This window comes from Sphingomonas sp. (assembly GCF_019749955.1).
Classification (GTDB): Bacteria; Pseudomonadota; Alphaproteobacteria; order Sphingomonadales; family Sphingomonadaceae; genus Sphingomonas.
Genome location: NZ_JAIEPC010000009.1, coordinates 122,330 through 141,641 on the forward strand (window position 1 = coordinate 122,330; position 19,312 = coordinate 141,641).

Sequence of the window (19,312 nt, forward strand, 5' to 3'; positions counted from 1 at the left end):
CTTCGACAGGCTCAGCCCGAACGGGTTAGGTAAGTAGCCACATCACATGCTCACCGTCGCCGCCCTTTATCGCTTCGCCCGTTTTGCCGATCCCGCAGCACTGCGCGAGCCGATCGACGCGCTGTGCCGCGCGCACGGCATCAAGGGCACGCTGCTGCTGGCGACCGAAGGGCTGAACGGCACGCTCGCGGGACCGCCCGAAGGCATTGCCGCGCTGATCGATCATCTCCGCGCCCTCCCCGACTGCGCCGAGCTCGACGTCAAATATGCACAGGCAGCCACGATGCCGTTCCACCGGCTCAAAATCCGGTTGAAGCGCGAAATCGTGACGATGGGTGTCCCCGTCGATCCGCTGAGCATCGTTGGCACCTATGTCGACCCCGCCGACTGGAACGCGCTGATCGCCGATCCCGACACGATCATGATCGACACGCGCAACGATTACGAAGTGCGCATCGGCAGCTTTGAGCGCGCGATCGACCCCGGCACACGTGCCTTCAGCGACTTTCCCGCCTGGGCCGCCGAGCAGCGCGCACGCATGGCGGGCAAGAAAGTCGCGATGTTCTGCACCGGCGGCATTCGCTGCGAAAAGGCGACCGCGTTCCTGAAGGAGCAAGGCGTCGACCAGGTGTTCCACCTGAAAGGCGGCATCCTGAAATATCTCGAAGAAGTGCCGCAAGCCGAGAGCCGCTGGCACGGCGAATGTTTCGTGTTCGATGAACGCGTCGCGGTCGGCCACGGCTTGTCCCCCGGCAGTCACGAACTGTGCCGGGCCTGCCGCATGCCCGTCAGCCCCGAGGACCGCACCTCGCCGTTCTACGAAGAAGGCGTCGCCTGCCCCGCGTGCCACGGCACCCGCACCCCCGAGCAACGCGCGAGCTACGCCGAACGCCACCGCCAGGCCAAGCTCGCCCAAGCGCGCGGCGAACCCCATGTCGGCGCGGTTTATGACGAGTAGTGCACCCGCCGATCGCTTTTTTGTGATTTCGGGCTGCTCAGGCGGCGGCAAATCGACATTGGTGGCGGCGCTTGCTGCGCGCGGCTATGCAACGATCGAGGAACCGGGCCGTCGGATCGTTCGCGCGGAAGCGGCTGGAGATGGCCAAGCGCTCCCCTGGCGCAACCTTGCCGCATTTGCCGACCGCGCCATCGCACTGGCCAAATCCGATCACCAAGCCGCACAGACACTTGAAGGGCCTGTGTTTTTTGATCGCAGCCTGATTGATGCAATCGCCGCGCTTGAACATGCAACCGGCGCATCAGCGGCAGATCAGGTCTGCGGGCTCCGCTATAACAGCAACGTCTTTCTGGCGCCGCCGTGGCCAGAAATCTATGTCAGCGATAGCGAGCGCGCGCACGACTTTGCGCAGGCAGTGACCGAATATGCCCGGCTCAGTGCCATTTATCCGCGCATGGGATACACGGTGATCCACCTTCCCAAGCTAGCCATAGCCCAGCGCGTGGATTTTATACTGGCGCATATCGATGCGCTAAATCAGCCCGGTTGAGCGCGGCAAAGCGCTGGAGCATGACGCACCCATGAAGAGCGCGATCTGAATTCCGCGCTATGGCGACACCCGCAACGATTACGAGGTCCGCATCGGCAGCCTCGAGCACGCTATCGACCCCGGCACGCGTGCGTTCAGCGACTTCCCCGCTTGGGCCGCCGAGCAGCGCGCGGCGATGGCGGGCAGGTGTTCCACCTGAAAGGCGGCATCCTGAAATATCTGGAAGAGGTGCCGCAGGCCGAGAGCCGCTGGCACGGCGAATGTTTCGTGTTCGACGAACGCGTCGCGGTCGGCCACGGCTTGTCCCCCGGCAGTCACGAACTGTGCCGGGCCTGCCGCATGCCCGTCAGCCCCGAAGACCGCGCGTCGCCGCTCTACGAAGAAGGCGTCGCCTGCCCCGTGTGCCACGGCACCCGCACCCCCGAACAGCGCGCGAGCTACGCCGAACGCCACCGCCAGGCCAAGCTCGCCCAAGCGCGCGGCGAACCCCATGTCGGCGCGGTATTCGACCCTCAACGGTCGCGCAGCCACCCCGTGATCGAATAGCGCGCAACGGGCGCGAACGGCGGCACGAACGTCACCGCATGCGAGGCCGGCACTGCGAACAGGCTGAGCGCATTGAAGCGCGGGCGATAACCGGCGACGACATCACCGTCGGCGTCGTAAAACAGCAGATAGCCGCCCCAGTCGGGTCGCCAATCGGTCGCGCACAGGCTTAGCACATAAGCGACTCGCCAGCCTTCGCCAACATGGCTGTCGTCGTGGCGCGCCAGGAAATGGCCGGGTGCGAACAGCGTCGCTTGTGCATCGGCCTTCAGCAGCTCGGGGATCGCCGTGACGCTGCGGACCAGATCGAGGAACGGCTGATCGTTGAGATGTTCGAGGAGGAGATCATGCGCGCCCCCCGGCGCCCACCGCTGCAGATAGGCATCGAGAATCGGATAGCGGGCATAGCTAAAGCCATAATCGCTGCCCTGCATCGCGCGGATGATGCCGCCGTTCATTTCGGCACGCCGCCGCTGGTCGATCCGCGCAAGCTCGGCGGCGGTCACGCCATGCGGGCCATCGGCGCCTGCCTGCCAGCCCAGGCCCCACGGCGTCGCTGTTGCGATCACGTCGCGCAGGTTGCGGGCGGCCTCGTCGGTCAGCACGTCGCGGATCTGCACGCGCCGATCCGCCGCGAAACGCGCCGCAAGCGCGTCCCGGTCAAGCGCGGGATTGATCGTGAACAGGGCCTTGGGCAAGGATCGCTCATACGATGATGACGGACCCGATTCCCCTTGCCCTCAATCGGGCGCTCGACGCAACTGCGCTGGCAAAGGCATTTGCGCGCGACGGTCGCGTCCAGATCGCCGATTTCCTCGAAATCCGCGCGGCGGAAGCGCTGCACGCGATGCTGCGCGCGCGCGACGATTGGGTCCACGTCGTCAATTCGGGCGAGAAGACGTTCGAACTGTCGCGTCCTGCGCGGGCGGCGATGTCGGCGGATCAGCGCGAGGCGCTCGACACCGCAGTCTATGCCGGCGCCCGCAGCGGCTTCCAATACCGCTATGAAACCATCCGCGTGCCCGATGCCGCCGCCGCCCGCGCAGCCAGCGATGATCCGCTCGCTGCCTTTGCGGCCTGGCTATCGAGCGGCGCGGCGCGCGATCTGCTGCGGCAGGTGACGGGGGCTGCCGGAATCGATTTCGCCGATGCCCAGGCGACCGCCTATGCCCCCGGCGATTTCCTGACCGGGCACGATGACGATGTCGTCGGGAAACACCGTCATGCGGCCTATGTATTCGGCCTGACGCCGGTGTGGCGGACCGAATGGGGCGGGCTGCTGCTGTTTCACGGGCACGCGGTTCACGGCTATGCGCCTGCGTTCAATACGCTCAATCTGTTCGCGGTCCCGCAGGTGCACAGCGTTTCCGAAGTGACGCGTGCAGCTGCCTATCGCCGCTATTCGATCACCGGCTGGCTGCGCAGCGCGCAATAGCCTCAGCGCACCGCGAGCCGAAGCTGCAGCTCGGGAAAGGCGTCGCACCGTTCGATCACCCCGTCGATCATCGCGACGAGCCGGTCGCGTGCGGCGGCAATGCCTTCGGGGCTCGATCCTAGCTCGCGCGTCTCGACATTGACGTAGCGCAGGCCGTGCTGGACGGCATAGTTGGAGAGCGAGCCATCGCTCGACGCCACCCGCTCGAACAGGACGTTGTACCCGGCCGCCGCGAGCGCCGTCCCACACATCGCGCTCGCCTGCGGCCGACTCGCAAGATAGGGCACCAGCGCAACGCTGTCGTCATCGTCGAACGGCCAGCGGCGCACGGGCGCTGCGACCGGATGCCAGCGCTGCGAGCACAGCCGGATCGAGATATTGCCCGCGCCCTGCCCCCGCACGCCGCCGCAGCCCGTCAGGCCGGGATCGAAATCGGGTTCGTTGGTGTGCAGCGCGACGATCAGGCGCTGGGTTCCGGCCAGATCGGCGAGGACCGCGCCGGTATAGCCCGGATGGCGGTCGTCAAAATGGCGGTTGGGATCGATCGGACGTCCGCCGGTGAACCAGTTGAACCGGGCGCTATCGTCATCGTCGCGCGCGCCGCCATCGACGATGATCGCGACGCCGCCATAGCTTTTGATCGCGACCAGCATCGCGGCGAAGGTCGCATTCTCATTGTCATGGGTAACCACCCACAGCGGCCCATCGGGCTTGCTGAGGCTCGCGATGCGGAACAACCGCCAGCTGACCGGCCCTTCCTCGACGCTGAGGCGCGTGACAGCGAGGTCGCGCCAGATCGCCGGATCGCGGTTTCGCGCGAAATCGGCGTCGGCGACGGTCAGCGGGTCGACGGGCGTGCGAGCCGCGGTTTGCGCGCCAGCGGGACTGGCCGTGAGAACGGCAGCCAGCAGCGCACCCGACAGCGGGCTGCGCCACCATCGCCAGATTGGTTTACTTCGCCACGCCACATCTGTTTCATTGGCAACGAAAGACCGCCGCAGCAATTGGTGCGGCGCACGGCGCGGTGGACAACTGTCCCCCGTCGGTACGCCCGCACCCGCCTCGGCAGGCCGCCCCACCCGTACCCGTTCAACTAGCGGGGCGCCCGTGAAGGCGCACTCGGGTCCAGCAAAATCAACACCGTCGCAGGCAGTATCGGGATCGAAGCACGCCTCCTCACCGGCAGGCAACCCCGGCTTAACCGGACATTTAGCGCTTGGCGGATAAGGGCAAATCATGACTCCCGCCCTGGACCTTCCCGACGCCAGCGACGCTCGCCCCGGCTGTGCGCTGTGTGGCGATGATCGCTACGATCCCCTGTTCCGCAAAAAGGGCTATGCGCTCGTCGCCTGCCGGTCCTGCCGCCTTGCCTATATCGCCAATCCGCCCTCCAGCGACGCGATCGCTGCACTCTATGTCAGCGACGACGACTATCACGGTGCGCTGCGCGACCCGGCCGATCCAGAGGCGCGGCGGATGCGCGCCATCGCGCGACAACATCTGCGCTTCCTCAAGCGCGCCGTGCCCGTGCCGCACGGGCTGAAGCTGCTAGACATCGGCTGCTCGACGGGCCTGTTCCTTGACGAGGCACGAACCGCCGGGTTCGATGTTCATGGTGCGGAGCTCTCGCCCCAGAGCGGCGAATTCGCCCGCGCCCATTTCGGGCTGCCGGTCCATGTCGGCGACTGGCGAGACGCCGGATATCCCGATAACAGCTTCGATGTCGTGACGCTGTTCGACGTCATCGAACACCTCGCCGACCCGCAAGCCGAGCTGATGGCAATCCGTCGCTTGCTGAAGCCGGGCGGTATCCTGCTGCAATCGACGCCCGACATCGACGGCCTGTTTCCGCGGCTATCGTTCCTGCTCGCGAACCGCCTGGATTACTGGCCCCATCCCGAGCCACCATACCACCTGTTCCAGTTTTCCCGCCGCACGCTCAGCTTGTTGACCGAGAAGGCGGGATACACCACCTTCCGCGCGGACCAGACGCGGATCAGCCTTGATTACAGCTTCGGCACGCCCGCGGCGTGGAAAATCAGCCCGAAGTCGCTGGCCTATGCCGCCCTGTTCGCGCCGACGGCGATCATCGGCCCGTGGGTCGGCATGGGCGACTGGCTGTATCTGGCGTCACGCCCCGCCGCTTAGTAACTCCGCCCGACGAGCACCCGCTCGACCGCAGCATCGCCGGTGAAGATGCAGACGCCATCCGCCGGAGCGGCACCCAGCGGCACATTGCGCAGGGTCAGCTTCAGCGCCTTCAGCCGCTCGACCACCTTGTCGAGCGCGTCGCCGGTGGGCTTGGCCCACTGGATTTCGAGCCAACCGGGCTTGCTCTCGTTTTCCGCGAAATAGGCCTCGAGGTCGGCGAAGTCGGTCACGTCGCGGCGGATGCTAGCCTCGAGCCGCACGCGTGCCTCGGTGTGCAGCGAAGCCTGAACCTCGCCGAGCAGTGCCGCCGCGCCGCCGACGAAATCGCCCCGTGCCACGGTGGCCGAATCGAGCTTGCCGTCCTCGCGGTAGAGCCGGTCGCGGCGCACCACGCTCACATTGCCGCCCGCGACATCGCGCCCGCCGACTTCGACGATCACCGGCGCGCCCTTCTTGACCCAGCCCCAGCGCTTGGTCGCGGCCTTGACGGGTTTCATATCCAGCAAAGCGCGCACCGGCTCGCCGAACGCCGACAGCGCAGCGAGTTCAGTCTGAAGCGCCTTGCAGTAATCGACCACAGCTTCATCTTCAGGCACATCGCGCAGCATCGGCACGATCACGATCTGCCACGGCGCTACCCGCGGCGGCACGCGCAGGCCATCGTCGTCGCCGTGCACCATGATCAGCCCGCCGATCATCCGCGTCGACATGCCCCAGCTCGTCGTCTGCGCGAGCTCAAGCTGCCCTTCGGCATTCTGGAAGCGGATATTCTGCGCTTGCGAGAAATTGGTGCCGAGGAAATGCGACGTGCCCGCCTGCAGCGCCTTGCCGTCCTGCATCATCGCTTCAATCGAATAGGTCGCAACCGCGCCGGGGAAGCGCTCATTTTCGGGCTTCTCGCCCGCGATGACGGGCAGCGCCACGCAATCCTCGGCGAAACTGCGATAGACTTCGAGCATTTTGAGCGTCTCTTCGCGCGCCTCGGCCTCGCTCGCATGCGCGGTATGCCCTTCCTGCCAGAGGAATTCGGTGGTGCGCAGGAACATCCGCGTGCGCATTTCCCAGCGCACGACATTGGCCCATTGATTGATCAGCACCGGCAGGTCACGCCAGCTCTGCACCCAGCGCGCGAACGCCGTGCCGATCACCGTCTCCGACGTCGGCCGCACCACCAGCGGCTCCTCCAGCTTGGCGCTCGGATCGGGCACCAGCCCGCCCTTGCCATCCGCGATCAGCCGATGATGCGTAACGACCGCCATTTCCTTGGCGAACCCGTCGACATGCTCAGCTTCCTTTTCGAAATAGCTCAAGGGGATGAACAGCGGGAAATAGCAATTCTCATGCCCCGTCGCCTTGATGCGATCGTCGAGCAGCCGCTGGATGCGTTCCCAAATGCCATAGCCCCATGGCCGGATGACCATGCAGCCGCGCACGCCCGATTCCTCGGCGAGATCGGCCTCGGCGATGACGGATTGATACCAGGCAGCGAAATCGGCCTCGCGGGTGACGGAAAGAGCATGTTTGATCATGTCCCCGGCGATAGCGTGGGAAATTTCGCGCGTCACCCCGCTGTGTTCACACTGGCCTTGTCCCGCAACGCAGCATGCCGCAAGGACAGCTATGGCCGACGCAACCGCCGATCGCATCCTGTTCGCCGTCGCGCTGCGGCTGGGATCGGTATTTGGGTTCCAGTGCATGAACAGCGCGATCAAGCTTGCCGAGGCGAGCGGCGCGACGCTTGGCGAAATCCTGTTCTACCGCCAGTTCGGCGCGGCGTGCCTGATCACCCTGGTGATCATGCGCGGCCCCGGTCTGGCGTCGGTCCGCACCGAACGCTTCGGCGCGCATGTGCTGCGCGCGGTGATGGGGCTGACGGCGATGGTGCTGACTTTCACCGCAGTCCTCGCACTGCCGCTCGCCGAATCGACGACGATCGCCTTCACCATGCCGATCTTCGCGACGATTCTGGGCGCGATCGTGCTGCGCGAGCCGACCGGCTGGCACCGCTGGGTCGCGGTGGTTGCTGGCTTTGTCGGGGTATTGATCGTCGCGCAGCCGGGGAGCGGGCATTTTCCGCTCTGGGGTGCGCTCAGCGGCTTGGCGGCAGCGTTGATGACCGCGAGCGTGTCGATCCTGCTGCGTCAGATCGCCAGGACCGAAGCGACGATGACGACGGTGTTCTGGTTTTCCGCGCTGTCGGTGCTGCCGCTCGGCATTGTCTATTTGTTTGTGGCGCAGGCGCACACCGCGTTTGGCTGGGGGGCGCTGATAGCCATTGGCGTGCTTGGCGGGATCGCCCAGATCTTCATGACCTCGTCGATCCGCCACGGCCCGGTCTCGCTGGTGGTGCCGATGGACTATTCGTCGCTGCTCTGGGCGACCTTGTTCGGCTGGCTGCTGTTCAAGGTGTTGCCGACGCCCGCGACCTGGATCGGCGCGCCGATCATCATCGCGAGCGGGCTCTACATCGTCTGGCGCGAGCATGTGCGGCGACGGCCGATGACCGATGAGGCGGTGTCGGCTTAAGGCGCAACCCCTGTGGCTTGTTTCTCGACTTCGCTCGAAACGAACGGGTCGAGGTGGGCACAACGGGCTAGGTCCGCCGGTAGACCAGGATCAAGTTATTCGCCGGCATTTCGATCAGCCGATCGAGCGCAAAGCCGGTCGCGACCGCCGTCACCGCGTCGACATCGCGCAGGCCCCAGCGCGGATCGCGTGCCTTGAGCGACTGATCGAACGCTTCGTTGCTCTCCGCCGTTGGAACGCCCGCGCGGCGATAGGGGCCGTAGAGGATCAATGGCGCACCCGATGCCAGCAGCTTCGCCGCGCCCGCCATCAACCCCAGCGTCGCTTCCCAGGGCGCGATATGGACCATGTTGATGCACAGCACCGCCTCCGCGCGTACGACCGGCCAACTGTCGGCAGCGGCATCGAGCATCACCGGCGCGCGGACATTCGCCAGTCCCTCGGTCCACGCCGCGATCGAGACCAGTGCGGTCGGATCGGGATCGCTCGGTTGCCAGTCGATCGTTGGAAATTCCTCGGCGAAATAGGCAGCATGCTCGCCGCTGCCGCTCGCGATTTCCAGAACGAGGCCGGAGGGTGGCAGAATGCCGCGCAGACTCTCGGCAATCGCCCCACGATTGCGCAGCGTCGCGGGGGCATGTTTGCGGACGTCGCCGTGGTCTTCGGCGGCAATCCAGGGGGTCGGGTCGGCCATCATCGTCCTCGCGTGTTGCTGAGCGCAGCGCTAAACGGTTCGGACGCGATACAACAGACAGGAGTCGAGCAATGGCCGAGACCGACCGGGGCGCGGGCGTGATGTTTCCGCCGCCGTTCGTCTATCTCGGGCTGTGGCTGCTGGGGCCGGTGCTCGACAGGCTGCTGGGATTGACGCCGCTCCTGATTCCGGGCGGTTTCAGCGCGCTGTTCCTGTTTCCCGGTTTCATCCTGATCGGCATCGCGATCGGCCTGTTCCGGCGGCGCGGCGAGAACCCCAATCCGGCGACGGTGACCGGCGGCATCATCGACACCGGCATCTACGCCCTCACGCGCAACCCGATGTATCTGGGCATGTCGATTGCCTATCCCGGCCTTGCGATCCTGCTCCACAGCCTGGGTGCGCTGCTGCTTTGGCCGATCGCGGTGACTATCATCCGCACCCAAGTGATCGCGCGCGAGGAACGCTATCTGGAAGCGAAGTTCGGCACGGCCTATCTCGACCATAAAGCGCGCGTGCGACGCTGGATTTAGCCGCCGCGTGCTTCGGCGAGCAGCGCGCTCCCGCGCCGCCAAAGCTCGATGCGCTGCGCGGCGAACAGGCCCAATGCGAATACCACCAGTATGTCGGTGATCGCCATAACACTGACGTGCCACGCCGCCGCTTCGGCCTCCCCCAGCGCGCGCACGCCGAAGCGGATGGCGATCAGCAGCAGGATGAACAATATTGCGAACGGCGATTCGCGCTGGCTGAGCGCGTGGCTGTCAGGGTCGATCGACAGCGTCACGAACCGCGCGCGCTGCCAACCGAGCGCGGCGCCGACCAGCAGCGCCACCGCGCATGCCCCCCAGATCGCCGCTGTGGGCGATGACACATAGAGCAGCGACGCCGCCAGCGCGCCGTAAAGCGCGGGCACCACCCACAGCCATTCGAGCCGCAACCGCCGCCCGCGCTGCATCCGCCGCAGCCGCATCGCCAGCACGAACGCAATGAACGCGATCAGAAAGATCGTGCCGACAAAGCCATGGGGATGCGCTGGGTCGGTCATGTCAGGCCGGGTGCGTGCCCAGCCTTAACCCGCGCGTGAGCAGCAGGTGGAGGAACAAGCCAGCAGGCCCCGCGAGGAAAGTCAGCAGCAGCACCGGCGCCTGCACGAAGCGATTGATCCGCCGTCCGTCGCTGTCCTCGGCAATCCAAAGCCCGGCGAAAAGGTCGAGCGCGAGATAGTGCGTCCAGCCCGTCACCACGCCGCCGTCGGTCGCAAAGATCGCGCGGATACCGGCGATTGTCGAGAAGTCCGGCGCCTTGCCGGGCGCGTCTCCGAACCCGACCGTCAGCGCAGTGCCCACCAGCACGACGTAGAACAGGCTCAAGCCCCCTGCCCCCGCGATCCGCAACTGCCCGATCGCACCGGTCCAGCGCGGCGCGAGGATCAGCACCAGCCACAGCAGCAGCGCAACCGTGTTGACGATCTGGAAGAGACCGCCCCAGCTCATGCTATTCGGCCGCGACGGGCAGGCCGGGCGCTTTCCACGTCAGCACCGGCTTGCGCGCGGCGAGCGTCTCGTCGAGCCGCGCGCGGGGGGCGAAATGCGGCGCCGATTTCAGGCTCGGGTCGCCCGCCTTGCCGCGTTCGGCGACCGATCGCAGCGCACCGATGAACTGGTCGAGCGCGGCTTTGCTCTCGGTCTCGGTCGGCTCAACGAGCATCGCGCCGTGGACGACGAGCGGGAAATACACCGTCATCGGGTGGAAGCCTTCGTCAATCAGCCCCTTGGCGATATCCAGCGTGGTAAAGCCTTCGGCCATACCGTTATCGCTGAACAGCGCCTCGTGCATGCACGGGCCGCTGTGCGCGAACGGCGCGTCGAGCACGTCCTCGAGGCTGCGCAGGACGTAGTTGGCGTTGAGCACCGCATCCTCGGCGACCTGACGCAAACCATCGGCGCCGTGGCTGAGGATATAGGTGAGCGCGCGTGTGAACATGCCCATCTGGCCGTGGAACGCGGTCATCCGCCCGAAGCTGTCGGGATGGCGATCGCCGACCGATTCTTCCTCGACGAGGGTGATGTGGCCGTCTTCATAGCGTTCGGTGAACGGCAGCGGACCGAACGGCGACAGCGCTTCCGACAGCACCACCGGGCCGGAGCCGGGGCCGCCGCCGCCGTGCGGGGTCGAGAAGGTCTTGTGGAGGTTGATGTGCATCGCATCGATGCCGAGATCGCCCGGTCGCACGCGCCCGACGATCGCGTTGAAGTTCGCGCCGTCGCAATAGACATAGCCGCCGACGGCATGCACCGCGTCCGAGATTTCCTTCAGGTCGCGCTCGAACAAGCCGCAGGTGTTGGGGTTGGTGATCATCACCCCCGCCACGTCGGGTCCCAGTCTAGCCTTCAGCGCGGCGGTATCGACGCGACCTTCAGGTGTCGCGGGGATATCCTCAACTTGGTAACCCGCGAACGCCGCCGTCGCGGGATTGGTGCCATGCGCCGATTCGGGGACGAGGATGACCTTGCGATGCCCCTCGCCACGCGCGTCGAGCGCCGCCTTGATGCACAGGATGCCGCACAGCTCGCCATGGGCGCCCGCCTTGGGGCTCATCGCGACGCCGTGCATGCCGGTGAGCTTGATCAGCCACACCGCGAGTTCGTTGATCACGCCGAGCGCGCCTTGCACCGTATCGACCGGCTGAAGCGGGTGGATGTCGGCAAAGCCGGGCAGCCGGGCCATTTTTTCGTTCAAGCGCGGGTTATGCTTCATCGTGCAGCTGCCGAGCGGGAAGAAGCCGAGGTCAATCCCGTAGTTCTGGCGCGAGAGGCGGGTGTAGTGGCGCACCGTTTCGGGTTCCGACAGCCCGGGGAGGCCGATCGAGCGTTCGCGCGCAAGTCCACCGAGGCGGCTGGCAGCGGGTGCTGTGTCTGCAATGTCGACACCGGTCGTCTCGGTATCGCCGATCTCGAAGATCAGCGCTTCTTCGAGCATCAACCCCTTGTTGCCGGTGAAGGTCGCGGCGCCTTCGGTCTTGCTGCCGCCGATTTCGGGCCGCCAGCCGCTTGCGTTGATCGTCATGCCAGCACCTCTTCGAGCGCAGTTGCGAGTGTTTCGATGTCTTCGAGTGTCGTCGTTTCGGTGACGGCGACCACCAGGCCGTGGTCAAGTTCGACCGAGCCGGGATAAAGCCGCCCCAGCGACACACCCGCGAGAATCTGCCGATCGGCCAGTTGCCGCACGATAGGGCGCGCCGTTTTGGGCAGCACCAGCGTGAATTCGTTGAAGAAGCTGTCATTGACCACGGTGACGCCCGGCACCTTCGCCAGCCGCGCCGCCGCCGTCACCGCCAGCGCGTGGTTGACACCCGCCAGCTTGCGCAGCCCCGCCTCGCCGAGCAAGGTCATGTGGATCGAGAACGCCAGCGCGCAAAGCCCCGAGTTGGTGCAGATGTTCGACGTGGCCTTCTCGCGCCGGATATGCTGCTCACGCGTGCTGAGCGTCAGCACGAAACCGCGCTTGCCGGTCGCGTCGACGGTTTCGCCGCACAGCCGACCCGGCATCTGGCGCAGGTATTTCTCCTTGCAGCCGAACAACCCGACATAGGGCCCGCCGAATTGCAAGCCGACGCCGATCGACTGGCCTTCACCGACGACGATATCGGCATCCATCTCACCGGGCGACTTGATCGCGCCGAGCGCGACCGGCTCGGTCACGACCGCGATCAGCAGCGCCTTTTGCGCGTGGCAAGCGTCCGCGAGCGGTTTCAGATCGGCAATGCGACCGAGGATGTCCGGGTACTGGACGACGACGCACGAGGTGTCGCTATCGATGCCCGCGATCAGCGCGTCGATGTCGGTCTCGGCGGTCAAGCTCGGCAGCGAGGTTTCGAGCAAATCGCCGGTGTACTTCGCCATCGTCCTGGCGACCGACACATAATGCGGATGCAGCCCGCCCGACAGGATCGCCTTGCCGCGCTTGGTGATGCGCCGCGCCATGCCGATCGCTTCCCAGCACGCGGTCGAGCCGTCGTACATCGACGCATTGGCCACATCGGTGCCGAGCAGCTGCGCGACCTGGCTTTGGAACTCGAACAGCATTTGCAGCGTGCCCTGCGCGATTTCGGGCTGGTACGGCGTATAGGCGGTCAGAAACTCGCCGCGCTGGATCAGATGGTCGACGCTGGCAGGCACATGATGCTTGTACGCCCCGCAGCCGAGGAAGAACGGCACGTCCCCCGCGACGGTATTCTTGCGGGCGAGCGCCCGCATGTGCCGCTCGACCGCCATTTCGCTGGCGTGCATCGGCAAGTCGTGGATCGGCCCGTCGAGGCGAGCTTCCTCGGGCACATCGACGAACAGGTCGTCGATCGACGACGCGCCGATCGTGGCGAGCATCGTGGTGCGATCGGTCTGGGTGAGCGGCAGGTAACGCATTCATTTTCTCCAAGCCCCTCCCCTTCAGGAGTGCAGGGCCGTCCGTGCTCCCAGCACAGACTGAAATTGCCGGGGGCAATTTCACCCTGCACTCGGTAGGGGGTGGGGGATGTCTCATCGAGCCGTACGCTTGCGGAGAGTCCCCACCCCAACCCCTCCCCTGAAGGGGAGGGGCTAAACTGGCTAAAGCTTCGCGACGAACGCTTCGTAGGCGGTCTCGTCCATCATGCCCTCGACCTCGGTCGGGTCGGACAAGGTCAGCTTGAAGAACCAGCCATCGCCTTCGGGGTCTTCGTTGACGAGGCCCGGTGTGTCGGCGAGCGCGGCATTGCCCTCGATCACCGTCCCCGACACCGGCGAATAGACGTCGGACGCGGCCTTGACCGATTCGACCACCGCGGCCTCATCGCCCTTGGTCACTTCTTTGCCTTCTTCGGGCACGTCGACGAACACGATGTCGCCGAGTTGACCTTGCGCATATTCGGTGATGCCGACGGTGCCGATCTCGCCGTCGAGTTCAACCCATTCATGGTCTTCGGTAAAATAGCGGCTCATGAAGGCCTCCTGTTAGCGTACGTAGCGGTGGGGGACGAAAGGCATCGCGGTGACGATGCCGGTGTGCGCCTTGCCGCGCTGGGCAAGGGTGATCTTGGTGCCGGGCGCGGCCAGCGCGAGCGGGACATAGGCCATCGCAATCGGCGCGCCGACGCTGGGGGCAAAGCCGCCCGACGTGACCTTGCCGACCTCGGCGCCGCTGGCATCGAGCACCGCCGCACCTTCGCGCACCGGCTGCTTGCCATCAACCAACAGGCCAACCCGCTTGAGCACCGGGCCGTTCTCGCGCTCGGCGAGGATGCGCGCGGCGCCGGGGAAATTACCTTCCTCGCGCCGCCGCTTCGACAACGCGAAGCCGAGATCGGCCATGATCGGCGTCGTTTCCGGATCGAGGTCGTGGCCATAGAGCGGCAACCCCGCCTCGAGCCGCAGCGAATCACGCGCGCCGAGGCCAATCGGCTTCACTTCAGATTCGGCGCACAGCAGGTCGGCGATCACCTCGGCCGACTCGGCGGGGATCGAAATCTCGAAGCCGTCCTCGCCGGTATAGCCCGAGCGGCTGATCCAGGCATCGACGCCGGCGATCTGGAAATTGCCGCCGCGCATGAACACCAGCGCATCGAGCGGCCATTCGCCCGCCGTATGGCGCTTCAGTACCTCGAAAGCCTTCGGCCCCTGCAACGCCAAGAGCGCGCGGTCGTCGAGATGGTTGATCGTCACCGAATCGGGCAGGTTTTCGCGCAGATGGGCAATGTCGTCATATTTCACCGCACCATTGACGACGATGTAGATGCTGTCGGGCCAGCGCGCGAACATCAGGTCGTCAAGAATGCCGCCATTTTCGTCGAGCAGCAGCGAGTAACGCTGCGCGCCGAGCTTCAGCCCCTTCACATCAGCCGGCATCAACACTTCGAGCGCGTCGTCGAGTCCATCGCCAGAGATCTGCAACTGGCCCATGTGGCTGACATCGAACAGGCCCGCCTGCGCGCGCGTCCACAGATGCTCGGCCATGATCCCTTCATATTGGATCGGCATGTAATAGTCGGCGAATTCGACCATCCGCGCGCCGCGCGCCCGGTGCCATGCGTCGAGCGGCAGGTTTTCGATCGTATCGATGAAGTCGATTTGGTCGCTCATCGCAGGCCTTCCGTTCGCATGGGTGACGGCATGCCATTCCGGTCGCCCGGCACTGGTCAGCCGCCCCCTCTGTCACGGAACCTGAGAGCTTTCGCCGCACGCCTGATGCGAATCGGCTTACCCCTTCGGTGGGCCACGCAAAACGTGCGCGCAGCCGCTTTCCAGAGTGTCTTGGCGCGTGCGGTCCGGTTGCCTGAGAGATTCCGGGGCGGTTGCTCCTTCGGCGGTGGCTCGGAGCCACACTCTCCCGCACATGCTCAAGGCTAAAAGCCTTCGACGCGCCGAGCTTTGACGCGCCGCAGCAAGCGAGTCAACGCCGCTTTGGCTATCGCGTGGCGTTATACTTCAGCTGCTCGGTGGTGAGCTGGAAACCGACCAGCGCCTCAAACGTCGCGCGTTGCACGGCGGCGCGGATGTTGGGGCGCGCGAGCGGGTCGATCGCGGCATCCTCATTCCCCGCCTTGCGCGGGCGGGTGAGCTGTTTGCGGATGTCGGGCGGTAGCGTCGCCGCCGAGCGCAGCACATTGGCGGTTGCCTGGCCGCTCGTCGAAGCGCGCGCCTGGCCATCGTCGAAATGTACCGAAACCCGGCTGATCCGCTTCGAGACTACCACCGTTCCACCCTGAAGCACGGTCACAAAATAGGGAATCACGACGTCGCGCGCGCCCTGCACATTGGCGCGGCGTGCCTGCACGTCGAAGGTAATTGCGGTCGACACATCATCGCCAACATCGCTGCACGTCGACCGCACGCGGGTGAGCGTTGCCGAAACGTCGAGCGCGCTCTGGTCTTCGCTCGTCGGCGGGTTGAACAAGGTGATGTCGCCGGTCGCTGCCGGCACCGCGACCGTTGGGCAGGCCGTGCGAATCGCGGTGATCCCTTCAGCCGAGATTTCGCCGGTCTTGGTCGCGCAGCCTGCGGCCATCAGGCCGAGCGTGATGGAGAGAATCGATTTCGCGGCGTTCACGCTGGGCACCTTTTGTCATACACTGGGGCCGCCACCGGGGATGTAGCGCGCCGCCCGTCAATACGACGCACCATAGGAACCGGCTTTCGCACGCGCAAGCAATCGCGTAGAGACCATGACCATGACTATCACTGAAAAGCCGGCGCTCGACCTGTTGATCGCCGCCCCGCGTGGCTTTTGCGCCGGTGTCGACCGCGCTATCCACATCGTCGAACTCGCGATCGAGAAATATGGCGCGCCGGTCTATGTCCGGCACGAGATCGTCCACAACAAATATGTCGTTGACAGTTTGCGGGCCAAGGGCGCGATCTTCGTCGAGGAACTTGAGGAAGTGCCCGACGGCGTGCCCGTGGTATTTTCCGCGCACGGCGTGCCCAAATCGGTGCCGGTCGAGGCCGAAACGCGCGGCCTTGCCTATCTCGATGCGACCTGCCCGCTGGTGTCAAAGGTCCACCGCCAGGCCGAGCGTTTGGTCGAGCAGGGCCGCCACATCATTTTCGTCGGCCATGCCGGCCATCCCGAAGTGATCGGTACCTTTGGCCAGGTGCCCAATGGCGCGATGACCTTGGTCGAAACGGCGGAAGATGCCGAAACCGTCGTGGTCGACGACCCGGGCAACATCGCTTTCCTGACACAGACCACCCTGTCGGTCGACGACACTGCGGATATCGTCGCGGTGCTCCAGCGCCGCTTCCCCGAGATCAAAGCGCCGCGCGGCGAGGATATTTGCTACGCCACCTCGAATCGGCAGGCGGCGGTGAAGGCAATTGCCGACCATTGCGATGCGATGCTCGTGATTGGCGCGACCAATTCGTCGAACTCGCTGCGGCTGGTTGAAGTCGCCGAGCGGCACGGTATCCCCGCGCGGCTGATCCAGCGCGCCAGCGACCTCGATCTGGCGTGGCTCAATGGTATCCGCACGCTGGGCATCACGGCGGGTGCGTCCGCCCCTGAAATCCTTGTGCGCGAACTCGTCAATCGGCTCGCCGAGCATTTCACGATCACCGAGCGTGAAGAAGAAACGACGCGCGAGACGATTTCGTTCAAGCTGCCGCGCGGCCTCGAAGCCGCCACCGTCTAGGCATTTGGCGGTCTATACGCATGTATCGGCCGAGGCATTGGCCGATTTCCTGACGCGGTTCGATGTTGGCGATCTGGTATCGGCCAAGGGCATCGCCGAGGGGGTCGAGAACAGCAATTACATGGTCGACACGACCGGCGGGCGCTTTTTCCTTACACTGTACGAAAAGCGCGTCGATGCGGGCGACCTTCCCTTTTTCATGGCGCTGCTCGATCATCTCGCGGCGAAGGGTTTGCCGGTGCCGCCCGCGATCAAGGACCGCGACGGCGTCGAGATTCATGAACTGGCAGGGCGGCCCGCATGCCTCATCAAGTTCCTGCCCGGGGTGTCGCCGTCGCACCCGACCCCGGCACAGGCCCGTGCGGCGGGCGCCGCGCTCGGGCAGATGCACCAAGCGGTCTCCGATTTTGCGCTGCTTCGGACGAATTCGATGGGCGTCGACAGCTGGGCACCGTTGTTCGATCGCTGCGGCTCCAACCTCGATCGGATCGCGCCCGGACTTCATGATGATGCGGGCCGGATGCTCGACAACGTGCTTGCCGCCTGGCCAGCCGACGACGTCCTGCCGCGCGGCGCGATCCACGCCGATCTTTTTCCCGACAACATGCTAATGCTCGGCGATAAGGTGACCGGGCTGATCGACTTCTATTTCGCGTGCACCGATTTTCGCAGCTTTGATCTGGCAGTGATGCACAGCGCCTGGGCGTTCGACGCGACCGGCGAACGTTATGGCGACGCCATCGGGCGCGCCCTGATCGACGGCTATCGGACGGAAGTCGCGCTGACCGAAGCGGAAATAGCCGCCCTGCCCGCGCTCGCGCGCGGCGCCTGTCTGCGCTTTTTCCTCAGCCGCGCATGGGATTGGCTGAACACCCCCGCCGACGCGCTGGTGACGCGCAAGGACCCGCTCGCCTATCTGCGCCGCTATCATCATTATGCGTCGGAGGGCGCCTTCGCATGACCGAACTCCCCAAGGTCGAAATCTTCACCGACGGTGCCTGCAAGGGCAATCCCGGCCCCGGCGGCTGGGGCGCAGTGCTGCGGATGGGTGCTGTCGAGAAGGAATTGTCGGGCGGCGAAAAGCTCACCACCAACAACCGCATGGAAATGATGGCGGTGGTGCAGGCGCTCACGGCCCTCAAGCGCCCCTGCGCCGTCACGCTGTCGACCGACAGCCGCTACGTCATGGACGGCCTGACCAAATGGATCCACGGCTGGCAGAAAAACGGCTGGAGGACCGCCGACAAGAAGCCGGTCAAGAATGCCGATCTGTGGCAGGAACTGCTCGCCGCCGCCAAGCCGCACAAGATCGCGTGGCAATGGGTCAAGGGACATGCCGGCCACCCCGAAAATGAGCGCGCCGACAAGCTCGCCAGCGATGCCGCGGTGGCAGCAAGCCGTGGCGCCTAGCGTCCGCCGCGCGAATCGGACATAGCGTCCCCGCCGCAGTCGAAAAAGGGATCGAACGCGCGATGTCCATGATGCCACGCCGCCGCGCTTCGGGGACGCGCCGCGTCGCCTATAGCCAGTTCGGGCTGCAGGTCCTCGCAGTCAGCATCGCCGTGCATCTGCTCCAGATCGTCACCCAGACGACATATCCGCTGCTGTTCATCGTCAACATCGCCGCGCTCTTCTATCTGCGCGCGCGCGCGACGCGCTATATGCGCAGCGGCCGGGCCGATTTCGACGCCGTGATCGCCGCCGAAATGATGGTAGCCTTTGGCGTGCTGTCGCTGATTCTGGGCATCACCAGCGCGGTCCTGCCGCTGTTTTTGGGCAGCGTCAGCTTGCGCGTTGACGATCTGTCGGCGCTGGCGACGCTCGCCGTCCCCTTCCTCGAAGGGCTTGCGACCGCAGGCCTCGCCCCCTTCTTCGCGGTGCTGCTGCGGATTGAGGCGCATGAGGTCGAGACGTCGTTCGACACCAGCGTCGATATGTCCAATCTCGCGACGGCGACGCGCGACCTGACCCGCGAAGTCCGCGCCGCGTTCAAGGCGATCCGCCAGCTCCAGGAATCGGCACAGGATGCGACCATGGCGACGCATCTGCTCGCGAACGAAGTGCGCGGCGATGCCGGCAAATTGTCGCGCGCCTTTGAAGCGGGCGAAATGCAGCTCAAATTGCTGGGAATCTCGGCGGAGACGAGCAGCGCCGAAGTCGCCCGGCTGGCGACCGAGACCGCGAAGCTCAACGCCACCGCGACCGAGGCAAGCACGATGCTGCACGCGCTGGGCGATTTGATCGAATCGGTCGAACGCTTCGTCAAACCGACTGCCGACGCCGAATGA

The 19,312-nt window shown here is 65.4% G+C and carries 21 protein-coding genes, 1 pseudogene and 1 riboswitch; of the genes and pseudogenes, 11 read left to right on the top strand and 11 right to left on the bottom strand.

Annotated features, from left to right (window positions below; translation table 11 throughout):
• Positions 1-46 precede the first annotated feature (46 nt).
• The 3 genes and pseudogenes from K2W81_RS02710 to K2W81_RS02720 form a co-directional block, all read left to right on the top strand.
• Positions 47-958: a rhodanese-related sulfurtransferase gene (locus K2W81_RS02710; protein WP_294101040.1), complete on the top strand. Its 912-nt coding sequence runs from the start codon at positions 47-49 to the stop codon at positions 956-958.
• Positions 948-1,508 carry an AAA family ATPase gene (locus tag K2W81_RS02715; protein ID WP_294101042.1) on the top strand — a complete coding sequence of 187 codons (561 nt, stop codon included), beginning with the start codon at positions 948-950 and terminating at the stop codon, positions 1,506-1,508. The genes K2W81_RS02710 and K2W81_RS02715 overlap by 11 nt, the downstream gene beginning before the upstream one ends.
• A 64-nt stretch (positions 1,509-1,572) precedes the next feature.
• A pseudogene (locus K2W81_RS02720) lies at positions 1,573-2,054 on the top strand (hypothetical protein); the annotation flags it as partial.
• Here K2W81_RS02720 and K2W81_RS02725 read toward each other — a convergent pair.
• The gene (locus tag K2W81_RS02725) at positions 2,021-2,752 is read right to left on the bottom strand and encodes a 2OG-Fe(II) oxygenase family protein (protein WP_294101044.1); all 732 of its coding nucleotides are present in this window, start codon (positions 2,750-2,752) and stop codon (positions 2,021-2,023) included. The pseudogene K2W81_RS02720 and the gene K2W81_RS02725 sit on opposite strands and share 34 nt — an antisense overlap.
• 14 nt (positions 2,753-2,766) lie before the next feature.
• On the opposite strand from K2W81_RS02725, the gene K2W81_RS02730 reads away from it, so the two are divergent.
• On the top strand, positions 2,767-3,489 hold the full coding sequence (locus K2W81_RS02730) for a 2OG-Fe(II) oxygenase family protein (protein WP_294101045.1): 723 nt from the start codon (positions 2,767-2,769) through the stop codon (positions 3,487-3,489).
• A gap of 2 nt (positions 3,490-3,491) precedes the next feature.
• Here the strand turns inward: K2W81_RS02730 and K2W81_RS02735 are convergent, their stop codons facing one another.
• Positions 3,492-4,457 carry a hypothetical protein gene (locus tag K2W81_RS02735; RefSeq protein WP_294101046.1) on the bottom strand — a complete coding sequence of 322 codons (966 nt, stop codon included), beginning with the start codon at positions 4,455-4,457 and terminating at the stop codon, positions 3,492-3,494.
• Between the two features lie 268 nt (positions 4,458-4,725).
• Between K2W81_RS02735 and K2W81_RS02740 the strand changes: the two genes are divergently transcribed.
• Positions 4,726-5,637 carry a class I SAM-dependent methyltransferase gene (locus K2W81_RS02740; RefSeq protein WP_294101048.1) on the top strand — a complete coding sequence of 304 codons (912 nt, stop codon included), beginning with the start codon at positions 4,726-4,728 and terminating at the stop codon, positions 5,635-5,637.
• Here K2W81_RS02740 and K2W81_RS02745 read toward each other — a convergent pair.
• Entirely contained in the window at positions 5,634-7,169 is a 1,536-nt protein-coding gene (locus K2W81_RS02745) for an aminoacyl--tRNA ligase-related protein (RefSeq protein ID WP_294101049.1), read from the bottom strand. The genes K2W81_RS02740 and K2W81_RS02745 overlap by 4 nt on opposite strands.
• A gap of 91 nt (positions 7,170-7,260) precedes the next feature.
• On the opposite strand from K2W81_RS02745, the gene K2W81_RS02750 reads away from it, so the two are divergent.
• Positions 7,261-8,166, top strand: a complete 906-nt coding sequence (locus tag K2W81_RS02750; RefSeq protein WP_294101051.1) for a DMT family transporter — start codon at positions 7,261-7,263, stop codon at positions 8,164-8,166.
• A 67-nt stretch (positions 8,167-8,233) separates the two neighbouring features.
• Here K2W81_RS02750 and K2W81_RS02755 read toward each other — a convergent pair whose 3' ends face one another.
• Positions 8,234-8,860 carry a DUF938 domain-containing protein gene (locus K2W81_RS02755; RefSeq protein ID WP_294101053.1) on the bottom strand — a complete coding sequence of 209 codons (627 nt, stop codon included), beginning with the start codon at positions 8,858-8,860 and terminating at the stop codon, positions 8,234-8,236.
• 71 nt (positions 8,861-8,931) lie between these two features.
• Here K2W81_RS02755 and K2W81_RS02760 point away from each other — a divergent pair, with 71 nt between their 5' ends.
• Entirely contained in the window at positions 8,932-9,393 is a 462-nt protein-coding gene (locus K2W81_RS02760; protein WP_294101055.1) for an isoprenylcysteine carboxylmethyltransferase family protein, read from the top strand.
• Here the strand turns inward: K2W81_RS02760 and K2W81_RS02765 are convergent.
• From K2W81_RS02765 to K2W81_RS02795, 7 genes are all read right to left on the bottom strand, one after another.
• Positions 9,390-9,908, bottom strand: a complete 519-nt coding sequence (locus K2W81_RS02765; RefSeq protein WP_294101056.1) for a CcdC protein domain-containing protein — start codon at positions 9,906-9,908, stop codon at positions 9,390-9,392. The two genes, K2W81_RS02760 and K2W81_RS02765, sit on opposite strands and share 4 nt — an antisense overlap.
• Position 9,909: 1 nt before the next feature.
• Complete coding sequence (locus tag K2W81_RS02770; protein ID WP_294101057.1) at positions 9,910-10,356, bottom strand: ABA4-like family protein; 447 nt, start codon at positions 10,354-10,356, stop codon at positions 9,910-9,912.
• Between the two features lies 1 nt (position 10,357).
• Positions 10,358-11,929, bottom strand: a complete 1,572-nt coding sequence (gene gcvPB / locus K2W81_RS02775) for an aminomethyl-transferring glycine dehydrogenase subunit GcvPB (protein ID WP_294101058.1) — start codon at positions 11,927-11,929, stop codon at positions 10,358-10,360.
• Positions 11,926-13,284, bottom strand: coding sequence for an aminomethyl-transferring glycine dehydrogenase subunit GcvPA (gene gcvPA / locus K2W81_RS02780; RefSeq protein WP_294101059.1), 1,359 nt, complete (start codon positions 13,282-13,284; stop codon positions 11,926-11,928). The genes gcvPB and gcvPA overlap by 4 nt, the downstream gene beginning before the upstream one ends.
• A 183-nt stretch (positions 13,285-13,467) precedes the next feature.
• Complete coding sequence (gene gcvH, locus K2W81_RS02785; protein WP_294101060.1) at positions 13,468-13,839, bottom strand: glycine cleavage system protein GcvH; 372 nt, start codon at positions 13,837-13,839, stop codon at positions 13,468-13,470.
• A 12-nt stretch (positions 13,840-13,851) separates the two neighbouring features.
• On the bottom strand, positions 13,852-14,976 hold the full coding sequence (gcvT, locus tag K2W81_RS02790; RefSeq protein WP_294101061.1) for a glycine cleavage system aminomethyltransferase GcvT: 1,125 nt from the start codon (positions 14,974-14,976) through the stop codon (positions 13,852-13,854).
• A 171-nt stretch (positions 14,977-15,147) separates the two neighbouring features.
• Positions 15,148-15,236: riboswitch (glycine riboswitch) on the bottom strand.
• Positions 15,237-15,301: 65 nt separating this feature from the next.
• The gene (locus K2W81_RS02795) at positions 15,302-15,943 is read right to left on the bottom strand and encodes a hypothetical protein (protein WP_366932198.1); all 642 of its coding nucleotides are present in this window, start codon (positions 15,941-15,943) and stop codon (positions 15,302-15,304) included.
• Between the two features lie 121 nt (positions 15,944-16,064).
• Between K2W81_RS02795 and ispH the strand changes: the two genes are divergently transcribed.
• The 4 genes from ispH (at position 16,065) to K2W81_RS02815 (ending at position 19,312) form a co-directional block, all read left to right on the top strand.
• Positions 16,065-17,024, top strand: coding sequence for a 4-hydroxy-3-methylbut-2-enyl diphosphate reductase (ispH, locus tag K2W81_RS02800; protein ID WP_294101062.1), 960 nt, complete (start codon positions 16,065-16,067; stop codon positions 17,022-17,024).
• Positions 17,025-17,028: 4 nt separating this feature from the next.
• Positions 17,029-17,985, top strand: coding sequence for a homoserine kinase (thrB, locus tag K2W81_RS02805; protein ID WP_294101064.1), 957 nt, complete (start codon positions 17,029-17,031; stop codon positions 17,983-17,985).
• Positions 17,982-18,434, top strand: coding sequence for a ribonuclease HI (gene rnhA, locus K2W81_RS02810; protein WP_294101066.1), 453 nt, complete (start codon positions 17,982-17,984; stop codon positions 18,432-18,434). The genes thrB and rnhA overlap by 4 nt, the downstream gene beginning before the upstream one ends.
• A 62-nt stretch (positions 18,435-18,496) precedes the next feature.
• Positions 18,497-19,312 (top strand): hypothetical protein, encoded by an 816-nt coding sequence (locus tag K2W81_RS02815; protein ID WP_294101068.1) that lies wholly within the window; start codon positions 18,497-18,499, stop codon positions 19,310-19,312.